Annotated in this window: 15 protein-coding genes; 7 read left to right on the plus strand and 8 right to left on the minus strand. The window is 60.3% G+C overall.

Going from position 1 to position 14,725, the window contains the following annotated elements; all coding sequences use genetic code 11:
• Together VNM72_13180 and VNM72_13185 are read right to left on the minus strand one after the other, a co-directional pair.
• The coding region (locus VNM72_13180; protein HXF06350.1) for a hypothetical protein at nucleotides 1–251 on the minus strand (251 nt) is incomplete at its 3' end.
• 198 nt (nucleotides 252–449) lie between these two features.
• The gene (locus VNM72_13185) at nucleotides 450–1,004 is read right to left on the minus strand and encodes a DinB family protein (GenBank protein HXF06351.1); all 555 of its coding nucleotides are present in this window, start codon (nucleotides 1,002–1,004) and stop codon (nucleotides 450–452) included.
• 160 nt (nucleotides 1,005–1,164) lie between these two features.
• Between VNM72_13185 and gatB the strand changes: the two genes are divergently transcribed.
• Complete coding sequence (gatB, locus tag VNM72_13190) at nucleotides 1,165–2,655, plus strand: Asp-tRNA(Asn)/Glu-tRNA(Gln) amidotransferase subunit GatB (protein HXF06352.1); 1,491 nt, start codon at nucleotides 1,165–1,167, stop codon at nucleotides 2,653–2,655.
• Between the two features lie 92 nt (nucleotides 2,656–2,747).
• Here the strand turns inward: gatB and VNM72_13195 are convergent, their stop codons facing one another.
• The 6 genes from VNM72_13195 to VNM72_13220 form a co-directional block, all read right to left on the minus strand.
• A complete protein-coding gene (locus VNM72_13195) occupies nucleotides 2,748–3,911 on the minus strand; it encodes an FtsX-like permease family protein (protein ID HXF06353.1) in 1,164 nt (387 codons plus the stop codon).
• A gap of 60 nt (nucleotides 3,912–3,971) precedes the next feature.
• Nucleotides 3,972–5,123 carry an FtsX-like permease family protein gene (locus tag VNM72_13200; GenBank protein HXF06354.1) on the minus strand — a complete coding sequence of 384 codons (1,152 nt, stop codon included), beginning with the start codon at nucleotides 5,121–5,123 and terminating at the stop codon, nucleotides 3,972–3,974.
• A 142-nt stretch (nucleotides 5,124–5,265) separates the two neighbouring features.
• Nucleotides 5,266–5,982 (minus strand): ABC transporter ATP-binding protein, encoded by a 717-nt coding sequence (locus tag VNM72_13205; GenBank protein ID HXF06355.1) that lies wholly within the window; start codon nucleotides 5,980–5,982, stop codon nucleotides 5,266–5,268.
• Nucleotides 5,983–6,076: 94 nt separating this feature from the next.
• Nucleotides 6,077–7,447, minus strand: coding sequence for an efflux RND transporter periplasmic adaptor subunit (locus VNM72_13210; GenBank protein ID HXF06356.1), 1,371 nt, complete (start codon nucleotides 7,445–7,447; stop codon nucleotides 6,077–6,079).
• 240 nt (nucleotides 7,448–7,687) lie between these two features.
• Entirely contained in the window at nucleotides 7,688–8,191 is a 504-nt protein-coding gene (locus tag VNM72_13215) for a hypothetical protein (GenBank protein ID HXF06357.1), read from the minus strand.
• Nucleotides 8,166–8,765: an RNA polymerase sigma factor gene (locus VNM72_13220; protein ID HXF06358.1), complete on the minus strand. Its 600-nt coding sequence runs from the start codon at nucleotides 8,763–8,765 to the stop codon at nucleotides 8,166–8,168. The genes VNM72_13215 and VNM72_13220 overlap by 26 nt, the downstream gene beginning before the upstream one ends.
• A gap of 306 nt (nucleotides 8,766–9,071) precedes the next feature.
• Here VNM72_13220 and VNM72_13225 point away from each other — a divergent pair, with 306 nt between their 5' ends.
• The 6 genes from VNM72_13225 to VNM72_13250 all read left to right on the plus strand — a co-directional run.
• Nucleotides 9,072–10,346 (plus strand): glycosyltransferase family 4 protein, encoded by a 1,275-nt coding sequence (locus tag VNM72_13225; GenBank protein ID HXF06359.1) that lies wholly within the window; start codon nucleotides 9,072–9,074, stop codon nucleotides 10,344–10,346.
• A 240-nt stretch (nucleotides 10,347–10,586) separates the two neighbouring features.
• Entirely contained in the window at nucleotides 10,587–11,498 is a 912-nt protein-coding gene (locus VNM72_13230; GenBank protein ID HXF06360.1) for an AraC family transcriptional regulator, read from the plus strand.
• Nucleotides 11,499–11,663: 165 nt separating this feature from the next.
• Entirely contained in the window at nucleotides 11,664–12,617 is a 954-nt protein-coding gene (locus VNM72_13235; GenBank protein HXF06361.1) for a 4-hydroxyproline epimerase, read from the plus strand.
• Nucleotides 12,614–13,744 carry an FAD-dependent oxidoreductase gene (locus tag VNM72_13240; GenBank protein ID HXF06362.1) on the plus strand — a complete coding sequence of 377 codons (1,131 nt, stop codon included), beginning with the start codon at nucleotides 12,614–12,616 and terminating at the stop codon, nucleotides 13,742–13,744. Before VNM72_13235 ends, VNM72_13240 begins: the two co-directional genes overlap by 4 nt.
• Nucleotides 13,737–13,982 carry a (2Fe-2S)-binding protein gene (locus tag VNM72_13245; GenBank protein HXF06363.1) on the plus strand — a complete coding sequence of 82 codons (246 nt, stop codon included), beginning with the start codon at nucleotides 13,737–13,739 and terminating at the stop codon, nucleotides 13,980–13,982. The genes VNM72_13240 and VNM72_13245 overlap by 8 nt, the downstream gene beginning before the upstream one ends.
• Nucleotides 13,983–13,992: 10 nt before the next feature.
• The coding region (locus VNM72_13250; GenBank protein HXF06364.1) for an FAD/NAD(P)-binding oxidoreductase at nucleotides 13,993–14,725 on the plus strand (733 nt) is incomplete at its 3' end.

Consider the following 14,725-nt stretch of genomic DNA (forward strand, 5'->3'; position numbering starts at 1 on the left):
AGGAGCGTCCGCCGCGACTGGCGCGAGGCCAGGTATCCGTAGACGATGGGGTAGCCGTCCTCCACCGTTACAAGATGAACGCGGGCGCCAAGCTCTCGCAGCACGTCTGCCGTAAGCTCGGCGCACGCTTGAATGCCGACATTTTGAGCCGAGATGCTCGGTTGCCGAAGATAGGCTCGAATGGCCGTCAGGTGGTCATCGAAGTGTTCGTCAATGTAGTCGTAGATCCGCTGGCGCAGCGTTTGTGTCATACTCCTCCGAAAAGAGCCCGCGAAAGACGCGGAAATGACCGGAAAAATCTCCGCCCCGGGTGAAAGGTTCTCACCGACGAGTCTTCAGCGGTACTTTTCATCCGCGGGCGATTCTCATTGTTTCTGAAGCCCGTGCTCCATGAGCAGCACCCCGGAAAATCACCACCGATGCGCGTAGATCGTCCCATCCCTCCGTGCTCATTTGCGGCGAGATGTGATCTCGCGGATTTGTTCGGCGTGGCGCAGTTCATGCTGGGCGATGATGCTGAGCCACCCGGCGCCCGTCACCGTGCCGATGGCCTCGAACGGATGGGGCATGGAGACGGAAGCGAGATCGTCCAGGCTCACCGTGCCAAGTAGTTCCAGAAGCTCCCGACGCGACTCGTTGAGCCGGGCCAGGGCTTCTGCCAGGGGAGGAGCATCGGTCGGAAGAGCTGCCGGAGGGGCGGTCGCGGGGTGTTCTCGACTGCCGACTAGAGACCTGATCCGCTCCCACTCGGTGCGGAGGAATTCCTCGCTCGCACGCGCCTGTCGGGGGCCTGAGCGGATGGCCTTCTGCAGCATCCGGGTGATGCTCTTTTCGGCCAGATGGAGGTGATAGACGATCTCGGCCACCGACCACCGATCGGATGTGCCGGTCTCCGGTTCTGCAGGAGTATTCTCCAGCACGGCCATAAGCTCCGCTCGCGCCTTCGCCAGCTCCGCCAGCCGATCTTCGAGCGTGAGAGGCGCTTGCCACTGTTCGGTCGTCATCGCTGCCTCACGGTCGTCGGATGAGGAAGAAAGCAGGAAAGAGTAGAGGGATCATCGGGAGAAAGTCAACATGACGGAAGGCAAACGCCGTTTTGCGAGCGTGCTCGATCTCGACGGCCCGCACCCCATGAGTGTCGCCGATGTGCTAGAATTACGGCCTATGACGGCCAGAGACAAGTATGAAGCGGTGATCGGGCTGGAGATTCACGCGCAGTTGAAAACGCGGTCGAAGATCTTCTGCGGGTGTTCGACGCAATTCGGCGACGCGCCGAATCAAAACACCTGTCCGGTCTGCCTGGGACTTCCCGGAGCCTTACCGGTACTCAATCGGGAAGCCGTGCGCATGGCGGCCAAAGCGGCGTTGGCGCTTGGTTGTCGGATCAATCCCGTCTCGATCTTCGCCCGCAAGAACTATTTTTATCCCGATCTGCCCAAAGGTTATCAAATCTCGCAGTACGATCAGCCGTTTTCCGAACACGGCGTCGTTGAGATTGATACGGCGGAGCGCGATGAGCATGGTCGCCCCATTCAATGGGTGAGAAAGAAATTCCGCATCCGCCGCCTCCACATCGAGGAGGATGCCGGCAAGTCCATCCACGACGGGATGCCGGATTCGGACCGCGCCTCCTATATTGAGTTCAATCGCAGCGGCGTGCCTCTTGTCGAGATCGTCTCGGAGCCCGACTTCCGTTCCAGTTGGGAGGCTTACGATTACATGCATTATCTCCGATTGGCGCTCCAGTACGTGGATGTCTGCGAAGGCAATATGGAGGAAGGAAACTTGCGCTGCGATGCCAACGTCTCGGTGCGCCCGAAAGGAAGCACCGAACTGGGGACGAAGATCGAGCTGAAGAATCTCAACTCCTTTCGTTTTCTGCAAAAGGCTCTCGAATACGAGATCACCCGGCAAATCGAAGTACTGGAAAAGGGCGGCCAGCTCGTTCAGGAAACGCGTCTATGGAATGAGGCCGAGGGGCGGACCGTCGTCATGCGCACCAAAGAGGAAGCTCATGATTATCGCTACTTCCCCGAACCCGATCTGCCGCCGCTCGTCGTCAGTCCCGAGTGGGTGGAAGAACTTCGACGCGAGTTGCCGGAACTGCCCAACCAGCGCAAGTGGCGATTCATGCAGGAGTATGGACTTTCGCTGGAGGACGCCACCACTCTGACGGCCACGCGAACCCTGGCCGACTATTACGAAGCGGTTGTCGAACGCACGCGCGATCCCCGTGCGTCGGCCAACTGGATTCTGAGCGAGCTGATGGGCCTGACGAAAGCGACGGGACAGGAGGTCACCAGTTCGCCGGTGACGCCGGAAAAACTCGCCGGATTGATCCACCTCATCGCCGACGGGACCATCAGCGGCAAGATCGCCAAGACCGTCCTCGAAGACATGGTCGCCACCGGAAAGACCGCCGAAGAGATCGTGCGCGAGAAGGGGCTCGTGCAGATCACCGATGTCGCCGAAATCGAAGCGATCATTCGGCGCGTTCTGGAAGCCCACCCCGAAAATGTGGAGGCGTATCGGGCAGGAAAGGAGAAGCTCTTCGGATTTTTCGTCGGTCAGGTGATGAAGCAGTCGCAGGGCAAAGCCAATCCCCAGCTCGTCAACGAGCTGCTCGCCAAACTCCTCCGCCAGACCGATGTCTGAAAGTCATCCCGGATGGACACGGATTTGCAGAGAGACCGTCCGTATCCATCCGGGGAGATTTCATTGCCCTGAGCATCGGGAGCGAGAGAGTGTTATTCCTGGCGGAGGGCCAGAGCGGGAACCTGGCGGGCGGCCTGCCGGGCCGGAAAGAATCCGCCGAAGAGCCCGATGAGGATAGCAAATATCATCCCCGCCAGAAGCAGCCGCGGCGTCACCCGAAAGGCAAAGGCGATCTCGCTGAACGTCTGCCAGTTGGCCGTGCCCGTCGTCACCCCGTTGATCGGTAGCACCAGCAGGCAACCCACGACTCCGCCAACGAGCGCCAGCAACACGGATTCCACAATGAAAGAGAGGAGAATGCTTCCCTTGCGAAAGCCGAGCACCCGGAGCGTGGCGATCTCTCGCGTGCGATAGGTCACTGCCGCGTACATCGTATTCATCGCCGCGAAGCAAGCCCCGATTCCCAGAATGAAGGCGATGAACATCCCCATCGCTTTGATGGGGGCGGCGGCTTGCGTCTGTTCCCGAAAATACTCGGTCTCCGGCTCCGCCGTCAGGTTATAGCGGCGTTCGTTCTCCACACGAGAAATGATGTCGCGGGCTGCCGCCTCGTTAACGGCTCGCAGCAAGACGGAGGAGTAAAATTGCCGATTGTAATCGCTGGCCAGTTGGTTCACGTCGGTCCAGATCTCCGAATCGAAAGCCGTCTGGCCGGCATCGAACAAACCGACCACCGTCCATTCGCCTTTGCCGAAGCGGAGGCGGTCGCCGAGGCTCGTGTGCTGGAATCGTTCGGAGATACGGCGGCTCACGATCACTTCGCGGAGTCCGGCCTGGAACATCCGTCCCTCCACCAGGCGAACCTGCGGTCGCAGCGCCATGCCCATCGGCGAAACTCCTCGAATCGTCACATTGGCTCCCTGGTCGCTGCCGCGTTTGGGCAGGTTGATGACGACCACGACATCGGCGGAGGCCAGAGGCTCTCCGCTTGAATGGGTCACCACGCCGGGAAGATAGCGCAGGACCTGCCAGGCGTCGCGGGTGACGAAGCTACTTAGCTCCGAATCCGCGCCCCGACGGCGCACGAGGATATTGAGGGGATCGCCGGTGGAGACAAGCGCCGTTTCTAATCCCGTGGCTAGGGCCATCACTCCGATGGTCACAGCCACAACCAAAGCGATGCTCAGCACGGTCATGAGCGTGCTCACCCGCCGCACGAGCACGCTCCGGATGTTGTACTTCACGGGTATAGCCATTGCTCCTCCACATCGAAAAGATGCCGTCGGCGTCAGTGATCCCTCATCTCACGACCTCTTTCATCCGACATGTCGGAGTCCTTCGGCGACCGTTAAGTTCGCCGCTCGCAACGCCGGGATGCCGGCGCTCACGATCCCGACTACTGCCGACACGGCCAGGCCGGCAGCGATGATCGGCCAGGTCACATCAACCTGCTGGAAAAATCCCAGGGAGAACGCGCCGAGATCGAGCCAGCCGAATATCACGCGAGCGGCCAGACAACCGGCGAGTCCTCCCGTCACCGTGATCAGGACTCCTTCGGCCACGAGCAACCGGAGGACTTCCCCCCGATGAAAGCCGAGCGATTTCAAAACGGCGATCTCGCGGATGCGCTCGCGCACCGACATGGCCATCGTATTGCCCGTGACTAAAAGCAGGGTGAAAATAATGACGCCGCTGATCGTCGCCACCAGTTGCTTCAAATTCCCCAGCATGGAGACGAAGCTCATATTGAACGCCCGCTCGGTCTCCGTTTTCGTCGGGGCCTCAGTGTTCTGGAAGAGAGCGTCAATGGTCTCGCTCACGCGGCTCACCGACTCCGGCGAGTCAACCCGAATCCAGTACGTCCCGACCCAGCCGGGCCGCCCCATCACCTCTTCGAGATAGTCGCGGTGGAAAAACAATTGCGCCTCATTGTTGACGGTTCCCTCGAAGATTCCTCGAATCGTCAGCTCCAGCGGCACATCAATGGGGATATCGCGGGGCTTGATGGTGATGCGATCGCCCAGTTTCAACCCGTGCTTCTCGGCCTTGCGCCGGCCGATGACGGCGGCAGTGCGTTCGCGCATGAATGCCTCCTTCTGGTCCGGGGGAATTCTGACCTCGTCAAAGACATCGAAGAGCGTTCGCGCATCGCAGGCGAATTGGGCGAAATCCGTGTGAGCTTCATCAATGTAGATGCCGCCGAACCAGTTCAACTCCGACACGGCGACGACGCCGGGGATCTTCTCGATCTGAGCGCGGTATCGTTCCGGCAGAGAGTTGGTGAGCGAGACGGCATGACGGGTGATCAGGCGAAGGGGGCTCGCCTCATTCATGTTCCGATCCAGTTGGGCGACGAACGAGACGAGCGTGGCCATGACGAAGACGGCCAGCGCCACGCTCATCATCGTGAGGATCGCCCGGCGCTTATTGCGCATCCCGTTCTTCCAGACGAAACCCGGATAGGTCATGGTCTGGCTCTCCCGCACGCACGGCCTGGAGGACGCGTCTTACTCAAGAGACTGATTCGGAGTCCGCGTCTCCAGGAGAATTTTCACGATTTCCCTCCGGATGGAGCATCGCTATTCATTGAGAATCATCCCCGGCAGCAAATCACGACTGTATCGGTTCGCGGACGACCGACGGAACCTCCGGCGGCAATAAGACGCCTTTCTCCAGATGCAGTTCGCGGGTGGCATGACGCGCCGCCCGAGGATCGTGCGTGACCATGATGATCGTTTTCCCGAGCTGCGCGTTGAGCTGGACGAGCAACGTCAGTATTTCCTCGGCCGAATGTGCATCCAGGTTACCCGTTGGCTCGTCAGCCAGAATGAGCGTTGGATCGGTGACAATCGCTCGCGCGATGGCCACACGCTGTTCCTGGCCGCCCGACAGTTGCCGGGGATAATGATTCATCCGATCCGAAAGCCCCACCAGCTTGAGCGCCGTTTCGACGTGACGGCGACGCTCCCGGCCGGACAGCTTCGTGAGCAAAAGCGGTAACTCGACGTTTTCAAAAGCCGTCAGCACCGGAATGAGGTTGAACGTTTGAAAAACAAACCCGATGTGCCGATTGCGCCAATGGGCCAGTTGATTCTCGGTCATCTCGGTGACGATGGCATCACCGACGCGCACGCGGCCCGTCGTTGGGCGGTCGAGGCCCGCGATGAGATTGAGCAGCGTCGTCTTTCCCGATCCCGATGGCCCTCGCAGCGCCAGGAACTCTCCGGCTTCAACCGTCAGATTGATGTCTTCGAGGACGCGAACCTCCACGCTATCATGGCGAAACATCTTGCTCACATTGGTGATTTCAACGATTGGGCGTTTCATCGTCTGCCTTCCCTCTGATCGGCATCCTCCAGCATATAACGATCCTTCTGTTCCGGTAGTTCCCTCGACATGAGAAGCGATGGACGACGGGGGGTTACGGTCGCACTGTGACACGATCTCCGTCTTTGAGTCCGGCCAGTCCGCCTGTGATGACCGTCTCGCCCCCTTGCAGGCCGCTCACGATCTCACAATAGCCGGCATTTTCTTTGCCCACGGACACCGGTTGAGCGACCGCCTTGCCCTCACGGACGAGGAAGACGATGGTACGATTGCCCTGCTCGATGACGGCAGTTTTAGGGACCAGAACGACGCTGGACTCACGAGGGATCTCCGTCCCCGTTTCGTAGAAAGTCACTTTCGCCCCCATATCGGGGCGCAGGTACTCATCGGGGTCGAGGACTTTGACCTTCACTTTGATCGTCGCCTTTTGGCGGTCGGCGACGGCGGAGATGTATTCAACCACCCCACGATAGCGGCGGTCGGGATAGGCATCGGGAGTGATGGTGGTGGGTTGCTGAAGTTTCACCCGCGCGATATCGGCTTCGCTGATGTCGAGTTCCACCTGCAGATCGGTCACATCGGCCAGCGAAATGAGCGCCTGTTTCGCTCCCCGCGTGGAGGTGAAGCCGATGGTGACCATCTCGCCGAGATCTACATAGCGATCGAGCACCGTGCCGGAGACGGGGGCGCGAATCACCGTGTTTTCCAGTTGGGCGCGCGCGTAAGCCAGAGCGGATTCCGCCTGATGCACCTGAGCCCGCGCCAGCTCGATCTGTTCCGGTCGCGGGCCGATCCGGACCAGTTCGTAATTTTCCTGAGCAGCTCGCAGTGCCGCAGTGGCCATCTCGTAGCGGGCGCGAGCATCATCCAGGCGTTGCCGATCCACGACGCCGGCTTCGACCAGTCGTTCCAGCCGTCGCAGGTTCAGTTCGGCATTTTTCACATCGGCTTCGGCCCGCAGCATCTCGGCGCGCGCTCGGTCAATTTCTTGCGGCCGCGATCCGGCCTCCAGTTCGGCCAGGCGGGCGCGTGCGGCGGCCAGATTCGCTTCCGCCTGTCGAACCTGAGCGCGAATCTCCTCGTCGTCGAGTCGGGCGATCACCTGTCCCGCCCGTACGACATCTCCTTCCTTGACCTCAAGGGCCACGACGCGACCGGTGATTTTGGCTCCGACTTCCACCTGATTGCGCGCGATGATATAGCCGCCGGCGGACAAAATCGGCTGAGGTCCCGTGGGGCCCCGACGCGCCGCCACGGCAACGGACACTTCTTTGGCCGATCCTCCAAGGCGCGATCCGAAAGGCATCCACCTGATGAGAACGCCGCCAATGCCCCCCACCAGTATCAACCCGCCGATCACCACGAGCCATCGGCGGCGCGACCGCGGCGGAGGATACGCCCGCTGGCGATCAATCTGGAGCGACCGAATATCTTCGTTCAACGTTGTCAGAAGGTCTTTGCTCATCCAGGGCCAATTTTACGGGTCATTCGGAGAGCCCGTCAAGAAACGGTCGTTGACGGGCTTCCCGCATAACACGCAGTGGCCTGACGATTTCCCTCGGATCGGAGAGAGGGCCTCCATCACGTCCAGAAAAGGACGCGGCTGGGAGGAACTGAGGAGTGACACGGAGCGGAAGCATCCTTGTCATCTGTGTTCTTTCCCGGCTCGTCCTGACTGCCCTGATATGATGTTTCTCCCCTCACTTTATGTTGCATTGGTCGCTCCTTCGGAGGAGGATTTTGCTTCTTCCCCTCTGGAGCGAGACTCCTCTCCGCGCAGCCACCACGGCATGCACTCGCGAATGAGTCGGCCCAACTCCTCCAGGTCTTTGAAGCCGCGACCGAAGAAAATCTTGAACGGACCGGCCTCGTAGACCGTCTCGTAGAACGATCCCCACTCCCGATGGCGGCGGCCTTCTTTTTCCTCGGCCCGGGCGATCTCCTCTTCGTAATAGGCCGCCAGTTGGCGACAGGCGATGGCTATGACCTCCAATCGGGTCGTGGCGGGGAGCGGAGTGAAAATCGTTCCCACCGTCGGGTCGAGTTCCTTCAGGCGCGCGAGAATACGATTGTACTGCTCGACGCAGTACTGAGCGGTTTGATCCTGGGCTTCACTGCTGATGGTCCAGCCCCAGCTGGCTTGAGCCGCCAGCCGACCCATTCGCTTGAGGACGGAGACGAGCTTACGAATTTCTTGTTCCTTTTCCATGACGACCTCCTTCCAAAATCTGACGCAATAAGTGTCGTCCCTTATGAAGCCGCCACTTCACCGTCGTCAGCGGCAGCATCAAGAACTCGGCGATGCGCTTGACCGGCATCTGATCGAAGTATCGCAGCGTGACGACCAGTCGGTAGTCAGGCGGGAGACGCTGGATCGCCTCTCTCACGGCCGCCGGCTCGTCACTTTTGCTGAGGAGGGGACGACTCAGGGCGGTGCTGCGTTCCAGCAGAAGGCGATCCAGTTCGGCCTGTTTGGTGCGGAGGGCTTGTTCGCGCTGGCTCATGCGAAGTGCCTTATGTCGCGTGATGACGTGCAGCCACGCGGCAAACTTGCTCGGCGTTTCCAGCGTGGGCAGCGCCTTGAACGCAGTGAGCAAGGCCTCCTGAGCGACATCTTCCGCCAGGTCCGGTCCGACAATTGCTTCGGCGAGGCGCACGACGGCTCCCCGATACCGCCGGACCAAGTGATCGAAAGCGGTGATGTCACCGACCAGCGCCGCCATCACCAGGACTTCATCCGGCAACTCGTTCGGCGGAACCCCTGCCCGATCCCGTTTCCCCACGATCTCTCCCGCCCTCCTCTTCTATAGAGTCGGTCCGGAGGAAAAAGGATAGCGGCGAGAAACTTTTCCCGTCCCGGTGCGACGCGCGAAACTCGCTCACAGCGCGGATCGAAGACCTCACTTTCTGCGCGAGGACATGGTATTCAGGGCACGGATCCTTTTCATCTGCCATGACGCGCACGCTGGAAAGGGCATGCCGGCAGCACAAACTCTCGCGTCTGCACCCTCTGTGCCGCCCCCGAAAGCCTGCGTTACACTTTCGTTCTTGCGGGTGAACCCGGTCCGCTCTATAACTGGGTGCCAGGTATGCGAGTTGTCATCGTTTGCCCCGATTATCCGCCCCGGCGAAGTGGGCTGGCTGATCATACCCATCGCCTGGCGCACTCACTCAGCCGGAACGAGATTGAGGTGATCGTCGTCACCTCGCCTCCTGCCCAGGGATCGGGTCCGGGGCCAACAGGGGATGCGATTCGCACCGCAGAAGTCCCCGGCTGGGGGATAAAAGGAGCGAGGGCCCTATTGCGTGTGATTCAGCAGCAGGCGCCGGACTGGGTGATCATCCAGTACGTCCCACATCTGTACGGTCGGGGAGGAATCAACCTGGTGATGCCGCTCGTCTGGCTGTGGCAACGGTTGCGGGGCAATCGTCTGCTGCTCATTCTTCATGAGCTGTATCTGGATTTCCCCCGCTTCAGGCGGCCTACCGATGAGGGGGAGAGAGGAGCAACGTCCTCATCGCTCTCCCGGAAGGCCGCTGGCTATTCTCACAAGACCCCCTATGGAGGCTTTGTCGGCAGAGCGATGGTCTTTCTCAAACTCCTTGTCGCGGCACTGGCCCAACGGCTGATGCTCCGGCTCTCGCTTGCTGCTTCTTGTGCCGTTGCTGTCTCAACTGAAGCATGGATGAGAGAAGTTGGTCTCCTGCTTGGCAGAAGGCGCATGCCGGTGATTCACCTGCCCAGTCCGTCGGCGATTGATCGAATCCCCGTTGATCGGCAGCGCGCCCGGACCGAACTGGGTTTTGCTCCTGAAGAAATCGTTCTTTGCTTCTTCGGAACATGGCACGTCTCAAAAATGAGTTCCCGGATACTCGACAGTCTGGCCATGCTCCTGTCAGAGGGAAAATCGGCTCGATTACTGGTGATTGGGCCGGAATCGGAGAAACTCCTCGCGCAGGCGGATGAGAGGCTCTCTTCTCACATTCTCGCCCCCGGTTATCTCGATGCCGAAAGGGTCTCGCGCGCTCTTGAAGCGAGCGACCTCTTTGTTGCGCCCTTCAGCGACGGTGTCTCGGCGCGGCGGACGACAGTAATGGCCGCCCTTGCGCATGGCTTACCTGTTGTGACGACAGAGGGCCGACTGACCGATGAGATTTTCCGGCAGTCCGATGCGCTGCGTCTCGTGCCGGTTGACGATGCTGCTGCTTTCCTGGCGGAAGTAAGGGCGCTGGCGGAGAATCCTTCAGCCCGGCGCGCTCTGGGCGAACGCGGGCGACTGTTTTATGAGGCGCATTTCTCCTGGCCGGTCATCACCGCCCGGCTTCTTGACCTGATGAAAGCTGAGGGTCCGGGTCGCAAATGATGGCTCGGCGCCAGCCCTATGTCGGTTAACCTTCAATCCGACAAGAAGTTATGCCTGCGGCGCCGGTTCTGACTTCTTGTCGTTACGTCCGATGGTGAGGTTCGGCTTGACAATAAAGCAATTTCGCATATTTTATCCGGTATGCATTTGGGGGTGGCGACAGTTAAGGAAGCCGGCTGTGGTAGAGGTGTAGGTGAAAGGGGGAGCCGGTGGAGGCATATCTGCCGCATGAGGTAAGTCATGGGACAAGCGTGGGAGCCAAAAGGAAATGTCGCGTGGACTCGTCGAGCGGAGAGGCTTCCTCCGGGGCATCTTTATGGCGAGAGCCTGAAGACGCGCCGCTTGCCCGGAGCGATTCTGTCTGAGAGGAAGTACCCACCGGGATTTCGCACGCCGACGCACTCGCATGAGCAAGACCTTTTCTGCTTAGTCATTCGTGGAGGTTACACGGAGATGGTGGGGACGACGACGCGCGTGTGCGAACCGTCGCTTTTGCTCTTTCACCCGGCGGATGAAGTTCATGCCGAGCATTTTCATCAAACCGGTGGCAGCTCCTTCATTCTGGAAATCGAGCCGTGGTGGCTCAAGCAGATTCGCCAGCACACGCGGGTGATTGACAGTTCGGCCTGTTTTCGTGGCGGCCATCCGGTGGTGCTGGGAATGCGGCTCTACCGTGAGTTTTTGGAGGGTGAAGATGAGTTGTCCCCGCTGGTGATGGAGGGGTTGGTCCTGGCCCTGATCGGGGAAGCGTCGCGGTCGGCGGTGACCCCGACGGTCGGTCATCCGCCGAAATGGTTGGTGGAGGCCAAGGAACTGCTGCACGAACGGTTCCGGGAACCGCTGACGCTGGCGGAGATCGCTCACGCCGTCGGAGTTCATCCGGTTCATCTCGCGCAGATGTTCCACAAGTACTACAAGTGCACGATCGGAGGCTATATCCGCCAATTGCGGCTGGAGTTCGCCTGTCATCAATTGATTACCACGCCCGCTCCGCTGTGTCAGATTGCGCTGGCTTCGGGCTTTTCCGATCAAAGCCACTTCACCCGAACCTTCAAGCGCTATCTCGGTGTTCCACCGGGACAGTATCGGGAGCTTTTCTCCAAGCCTAAGATGGTTCAACATCGCTTTAACCCATTCAAGACAACGGGCTGAATGGTGTGTTTTCTTCACGGAGTAGATTGTGGCTCTTGGAGGAAGCACAGGCGTGAGTGATCAGTTCACAGAGGTCGTTGATGAATCGGCGCGTGCGGCAAGCGGTGGAATCGGGATTATTTTCGCACCTCAGCTTTGGAGGCTCTTTATTGGGGGAACAGGGAGATGAGGAAGAGGGCGATACAGCGTGTTGTCGTGATTGACTCGCATACGGAGGGAGAACCCACTCGTGTTGTCCTCGACGGCGGGCCCGATCTCGGCGGAGGTTCGTTGGTCGAACGATTGCACCGATTCAAGACCGAGCACGATCGGTTTCGTCGCGCGGTCGTCAACGAGCCGCGTGGATCCGATGCGCTGGTTGGGGCTTTGCTCTGTCAACCCGAAGACGCTTCGTGTGTGACCGGCGTCATCTTTTTCAACAATGTGGGCTATTTGGGCATGTGCGGTCACGGGACGATGGGAGTGATCGCCACGCTGGCCTATCTGGGGCGAATCGGGCCGGGAACGTATCGGGTGGAGACGCCTGCCGGGATCGTGGAAGCGCGTTTGCACGAGGATGGAACGGTGAGCGTGCGGAACGTCCCCAGTTATCGTCTGGCCAAGCACGTCACCTTGGACGTCGAGGGATATGGAAAGGTCACGGGCGATGTCGCCTGGGGAGGCAACTGGTTTTTTCTCGTGGAGGATCACGATCTCGAGCTGACGTTGAAAAATCTCGATCTCCTGACGGATTTCACCTGGCGGATTCGACAGGCTCTGGCCCGCGAGGGCATCACCGGACCCCAGGGCGAGGAGATTGATCACATTGAGCTTTTTGGTCGGCCCGACCGCGAGGATGCCGATAGCAAGAACTTCGTGCTCTGTCCCGGCAAGAGTTACGACCGTTCGCCCTGTGGGACGGGCACCAGCGCCAAGATGGCCTGCCTCTATGCCGATGGCCAACTCAAAGAAGGGCAGGTCTGGCGTCAGGAAAGCATCATTGGCAGCCTGTTTGAGGGAACGGTGCAGGTCCTCAATGGAGCGATTTATCCGAGCATTCGTGGATCGGCGTTCATCACAGCGGAGGCGAACTTGATTCTGGACGAGCGAGACCCGTTTTGTTGGGGGATTCACTCGTGACGCGGGCTGTCTATGATGTGGTGATTGTGGGCGCTGGGATTGTGGGCGCCGCCTGTGCGGCTGAAGCGGCGCGTGCCGGATTTCGCATTGCCGTCGTCGAAGCCGGATTCATCGGTCAGGGAGCGACTGCCGCCGGAATGGGGCACATCGTCGTGATGGATGGATCGGAGGCGGAGTTCGCTCTCACGCGCTATTCACGACAGTTGTGGCAGGAGCTGGCCGAGGAGCTTCCTCCCGACTGTGAGTACTCGCGCTGCGGAACGCTCTGGGTGGCCGCCGATGAACAGGAGATGGCGGAACTGGAGCGCAAGCGGAGATTCTACAGCGAGCGTGGCGTGGCGGTGGAAGTTCTCGATCGCCAGGCTCTGGCCGAAGCGGAACCTTTTCTCCGACCGGGGCTCGTGGGAGGGCTCCGAGTTCCCGATGATAGTGTGATCTATCCGCCGGCGGCGGCCCGCTTTTTAATCGAGCGGGCGCAGGCCGCAGGAGCGACAGTCCTTCTCGGTCAAACCGTTGTCGCCATCACCCCCGAAGGGGTGAGACTCAGCGATGGGTCGCGGCTGGGCGCAGCCAAGATCGTCAACGCGACGGGAAGCTGGTCGCCGGATCTCATGCCCGAGTTCCCGATCGCGAAACGAAAAGGGCATCTCGTCATCACTGACCGCTATCATGGTCTGGTCCGCCATCAGATCGTCGAACTCGGCTACATCAAAGGAGCGCATGGAGCCATGAGCGAGGTCGTGGCCTTCAACGTCCAGCCGCGACCGACGGGACAAATCCTCATCGGCTCATCCCGTCAATACGGTGTCGAGACGACGACGGTAGATCGGCAGATTCTCAGTCGGATGCTCAAACGCGCCTGCCACTATCTGCCGGCACTCGCCGGGCTGTCGGCCCTGCGCGTGTGGACGGGATTTCGCGCGGCGACCTCCGATCACCTCCCTTTCATCGGTCCGGTGCGGGACTCCGACCGGATATACCTGGCGACGGGACATGAGGGGTTGGGAATCACCATGTCGCTGGCAACGGCGAAACTGCTCGTGGCTCACTGGCTCGGAGAGCCCTCACCGATCCCGCTCGAACCCTATTTGCCGAGCCGGCGGTCTCTCTCGCTGACCCATGCGTGATCAGGTTACACTGACCATCAACGGTCGCACGGTGACGGTTCCCCGCGGGACAACAGTGGCCGCTGCCATTGCTGGCGCGGGCGGGTGGGTCTTTCGTCGCTCGGTGACCGGAGAAGCACGAGGTCCCCTCTGTGGAATGGGAATTTGTTTTGAGTGTCGCGTGACCATTGATGGTCAGGCTCATCGGCGAAGCTGTCAGATTCTCTGTCGTGACGGGATGGACGTGCAAACGGCATGAGCCAAGCCAGATGAAAGCCGGGAACGGAAGGAGAACAGAGGGCGCATCGGACGAGACGACTTCAATTCGCCACATGCACGCGCGCTCAACCGAACGTGAGATAACGCGATGGGATCAGCCATCGGATCTGCTGGTCGTCGGAGGAGGCCCGGCGGGAATTGCAGCAGCTCTGGCCGCTCACCGAAGCGGGTTGCGCGTCACCCTGGTGGACGACAATCCGACGCTCGGCGGGCAGATCTGGCGTCGTGAGGAGAACCAGCCGACGCCCCCTGGTGCCATCGCCCGGCTAACGGCTATCGGCCGCTCGGAGGTCCGGGTCCTCTCCGGCGCGCGGGTCATTGCTTCAATGGAACCGGGCCAGCTCATCGCCGAAAGCGATGAGGACGTTTATGAACTCCGTTACAAGAAACTGGTTCTGGCTACGGGGGCGCGCGAACGGTTTCTTCCTTTTCCGGGATGGACGCTGCCCCAGGTCCTCGGCGCCGGAGGTCTTCAGGCGCTGGTGAAGTCGGGCTGGCCGATTGCCGGTAAAAGAGTGATCGTCGCCGGAAGCGGTCCCCTCTTGCTGGAGGTGGCAGCTTTCCTGCGAAAGAAAGGAGCCGATATTCTCCTGATCGCCGAACAAGCGCCGTGGGAGCGACTGCTTCGTTTCGGTCTGAAGCTCGTGGCCTATCCCGCCAAAGCCGCTCACGCCTTCGTCCTCACGCTGGGGCGGCTGGCGGGAGTTCTCTATCTCACCCGGT

The sequence above is a fragment of the Blastocatellia bacterium genome (genome assembly GCA_035573895.1).
GTDB lineage: Bacteria > Acidobacteriota > Blastocatellia > HR10 > HR10 > DATLZR01.

Excerpts from the sequence above, each read along its gene's own strand:
- VNM72_13185 (HXF06351.1), bottom strand. The coding sequence starts at position 1,004 with ATGACGACCGAACAGTGGCAAGCGCCTCTCACGCTCGAAGATCGGCTG.
- gatB (HXF06352.1), top strand. The coding sequence starts at position 1,165 with ATGACGGCCAGAGACAAGTATGAAGCGGTGATCGGGCTGGAGATTCAC.
- VNM72_13195 (HXF06353.1), bottom strand. The coding sequence starts at position 3,911 with ATGGCTATACCCGTGAAGTACAACATCCGGAGCGTGCTCGTGCGGCGG.
- VNM72_13200 (HXF06354.1), bottom strand. The coding sequence starts at position 5,123 with ATGACCTATCCGGGTTTCGTCTGGAAGAACGGGATGCGCAATAAGCGC.
- VNM72_13205 (HXF06355.1), bottom strand. The coding sequence starts at position 5,982 with ATGAAACGCCCAATCGTTGAAATCACCAATGTGAGCAAGATGTTTCGC.
- VNM72_13210 (HXF06356.1), bottom strand. The coding sequence starts at position 7,447 with ATGAGCAAAGACCTTCTGACAACGTTGAACGAAGATATTCGGTCGCTC.
- VNM72_13215 (HXF06357.1), bottom strand. The coding sequence starts at position 8,191 with ATGGAAAAGGAACAAGAAATTCGTAAGCTCGTCTCCGTCCTCAAGCGA.
- VNM72_13225 (HXF06359.1), top strand. The coding sequence starts at position 9,072 with ATGCGAGTTGTCATCGTTTGCCCCGATTATCCGCCCCGGCGAAGTGGG.
- VNM72_13230 (HXF06360.1), top strand. The coding sequence starts at position 10,587 with ATGGGACAAGCGTGGGAGCCAAAAGGAAATGTCGCGTGGACTCGTCGA.
- VNM72_13235 (HXF06361.1), top strand. The coding sequence starts at position 11,664 with ATGAGGAAGAGGGCGATACAGCGTGTTGTCGTGATTGACTCGCATACG.
- VNM72_13245 (HXF06363.1), top strand. The coding sequence starts at position 13,737 with ATGCGTGATCAGGTTACACTGACCATCAACGGTCGCACGGTGACGGTT.